The sequence below is a fragment of the Sphingobacterium sp. UBA7253 genome, from assembly GCF_002472745.1.
Taxonomy (GTDB): Bacteria; Bacteroidota; Bacteroidia; order Sphingobacteriales; family Sphingobacteriaceae; genus Sphingobacterium; species Sphingobacterium siyangense.
Genome location: NZ_DKSP01000013.1, coordinates 1 through 2,688, shown reverse-complemented (window position 1 = coordinate 2,688; position 2,688 = coordinate 1). Strand labels below are relative to the sequence as shown.

Annotated in this window: 3 protein-coding genes; all 3 read right to left on the bottom strand. The window is 41.0% G+C overall.

What is annotated here, in order from left to right; all coding sequences use genetic code 11:
- Positions 1-6: 6 nt before the first annotated feature.
- Positions 7-783, bottom strand: coding sequence for an efflux RND transporter periplasmic adaptor subunit (locus tag B2X72_RS00805; protein WP_286848066.1), 777 nt, complete (start codon positions 781-783; stop codon positions 7-9).
- A gap of 178 nt (positions 784-961) precedes the next feature.
- Entirely contained in the window at positions 962-1,363 is a 402-nt protein-coding gene (locus B2X72_RS00800; protein WP_145326754.1) for a hypothetical protein, read from the bottom strand.
- A gap of 84 nt (positions 1,364-1,447) precedes the next feature.
- Complete coding sequence (locus B2X72_RS00795; RefSeq protein WP_088161597.1) at positions 1,448-2,662, bottom strand: DUF763 domain-containing protein; 1,215 nt, start codon at positions 2,660-2,662, stop codon at positions 1,448-1,450.
- Positions 2,663-2,688: the final 26 nt, after the last annotated feature.

Genomic DNA, 2,688 nt, shown 5'->3' with positions numbered 1-2,688 from the left:
AAACGTTTAGGACGCAAGTGGGTTTGGGTTGGGAAATTTCGCTCTAAAAGCAATATTTCCTGTTTCACTGTTAAATTCACTTTCTATGGTCTCTACAAGACCATTTTGAGCAAATAGCTCATTATTGGCAAGTAACAGGCCCACATGGGTATCCCCGCGTTTACTAACGTTAGTTTGATAACTTAAATATTCTGGTTCGGAAACATTGAAATAAACCAACATCTCACTATTATCGGACAGACTTGTCAATAATTCACCTTCATCCACCAAACTTCCCAATTTCAATGGAATCCGATCAATGGTTCCGTCAAAAGGTGCCCTGATTTCTGTAAAGGAGAGATGTAATTTTGCAATCGCTGCCGCAGCTTTGGCTTGCTCAAGCTTCGCTTTAGCCATAGCGAGTTCGTTGGGCGATACAACATTTTTATCAGCTAATGTTTTTGTATTTTGAACTTCAATTTCTGCTACATTAACTTCTGCAGAAGATTTGCGGTATTCGGCCTCATACATCTTCGGCATAATCCGAAAAAGGAGTTGCCCTTTATGGACAAATTGTCCTTCGTCCACGAAAATCTGCTCAAGATAGCCTTTCTCTTGAGCCCGAAGCTCAATATTTCGGAAAGATCTAATCTGGGAGACAAAATCCTTACGGATAGTTGTATCCATTTGTACCGGAGAGGTCGCTGTAAATTTCTCTTTTTCTTCCTTTTCTTCCTTTTTGGAAGTACACCCGATTTGGCATAAGCTAATAGCCAAACTAGCGAGCATAAATACTCTTTTCATTTGTAAGCGTCTAATTAAAAAAATAAGTTTGATTGTTTGTTGTGCTGGTTGGTGAAATAACCTCTATTTTGGTTTATGGCCGTTTCGACTTGTTAATAGATTGTACAAATCGATTACAACGCAATGGAGCATCCCTTAGGATATCCACCAAAGCATATGAAATTTCGAAGGGTATATTTTAAATTCTCCAGTTTTGTTGAAGAACGTATCTTTGAGGGAAAAGATAGGCTATGAAATTGCGAAAAGGAATCTTCTTTGCAAATCGAAAAACAAAAACAAAAAGGACAATTGCAAAAAGCAGCAGCGCAACAAATTGAGACGTTACCTGCAAATCCTTGGTCAATTGAAAATTCTCGGCATCAAACTCCTCTATAACGGGATTATCACTGTGTATATTACCATAAAATAGCGGATCGATGTGATTAACCGATGCATCAATATACTTCTGCACGTCGGCATGATTATGCTGATACATAAAACTGACAGCTGGTCGATCGGATTCAATGAGCACAGCATGGCTATTACTGCTTCTGATAAATAAGAAGCATAGGAAAAGGAGTATGGTAATAACCGCTTTCATTGCGGAGCAAATATACTAGCGTACAAATAATTTTAACCATCTTTAACACATTTTAACAAAACAATTACAATCCACAGATTTCCGCTAGAAAAGTGATAATTGCAAACCCCGTCCATTTGTTCGCAAAGGTGCTGCATCTCCAAAGACTGTCCTGCCTCCATACTTCCAAGAATCCCTTCGTTCCTCTGCTATAATTTGCTGAATATCAAACTGTGGCTGAAAATCTTTTTCGCTATCCAGGACGATCTGGTGCAACTTGTTGATTGATTTTAACTTTTCACCATAACCCAGTTTAGATTTTTCAACACCTTTTTGTAAAATCTGAATGCTCTCATCGTAAATGGTCAATGGAACCGGAAAAGGATGTCCATCTTTTCCTCCATGAGCAAAGGAAAATCGAGCGGGGTCGTTGAACCGTGAAGGCGCACCGTGGATCACCTCACTAACCAAGGCCAATGACTGTAACGTGCGGGGGCCAACTCCTTTTAACAGCAGCAGATCTTCAAAATGGCTTGGTTGACTTTCTCGGGCGACGTACAACATCGCTCCCAATCTTTTCAAGTCAACATCCGAAGCACGTACATCGTGATGAGCTGGCATAATAAGTTTAGCGAAATCTTGCATTACTTTACTTGAATCCTCTCCCACTATAGTCATGATACCTGCTCTATTGGCTGCCGCTTCTGCAGCTGTCAAGTTGAGGATTATACCTTGCGAAGGCCCACTGATACCAGCATGAGGTTCTTCAACGAACGATTTTACCTTTTCAGAATGCCAATGGTAGCGACGAGCAGTACCGTCCTTTTCATGCATACCTTGTTGGACAACAGACCAATTTCCCTGATCTGTTACGATAAAATTATGTAAATACAGTTGGTAACCATCTTGAATGGCTGTGTTATCCACTTTAGCGACAAGCTTACTGCTGCGAATCAAGCCGTTGCCATCCAACCCAATTCGATCTGACAACCGAAGTAGCTCCTGTGGAGTCTGCATAGACAACTTGCCTTTCCCCCCACAGATATAAAGCCCCAGCGACTTCGCATCTGGATTAATAGCGCGTTTTAATGCTCCCATAACAGCCGTTGTGATCCCCGAAGAATGCCAATCCATCCCGAGAACGGCACCAAAACTCTGAAACCAGAATGGATCCGCCAGTCTTCTTAAAACTTCATCTTTACCATAATCCATGAGTATAACTTCAACTATTGAACGACCTAGAGAAGCCATACGTTCGTAAAGCCACGCTGGTACTTTTCCATAGTGTAATGGGAGATCTGCAATGCCGGACCGTTTCATTGTAAACTAAATATATTAGCACAAAT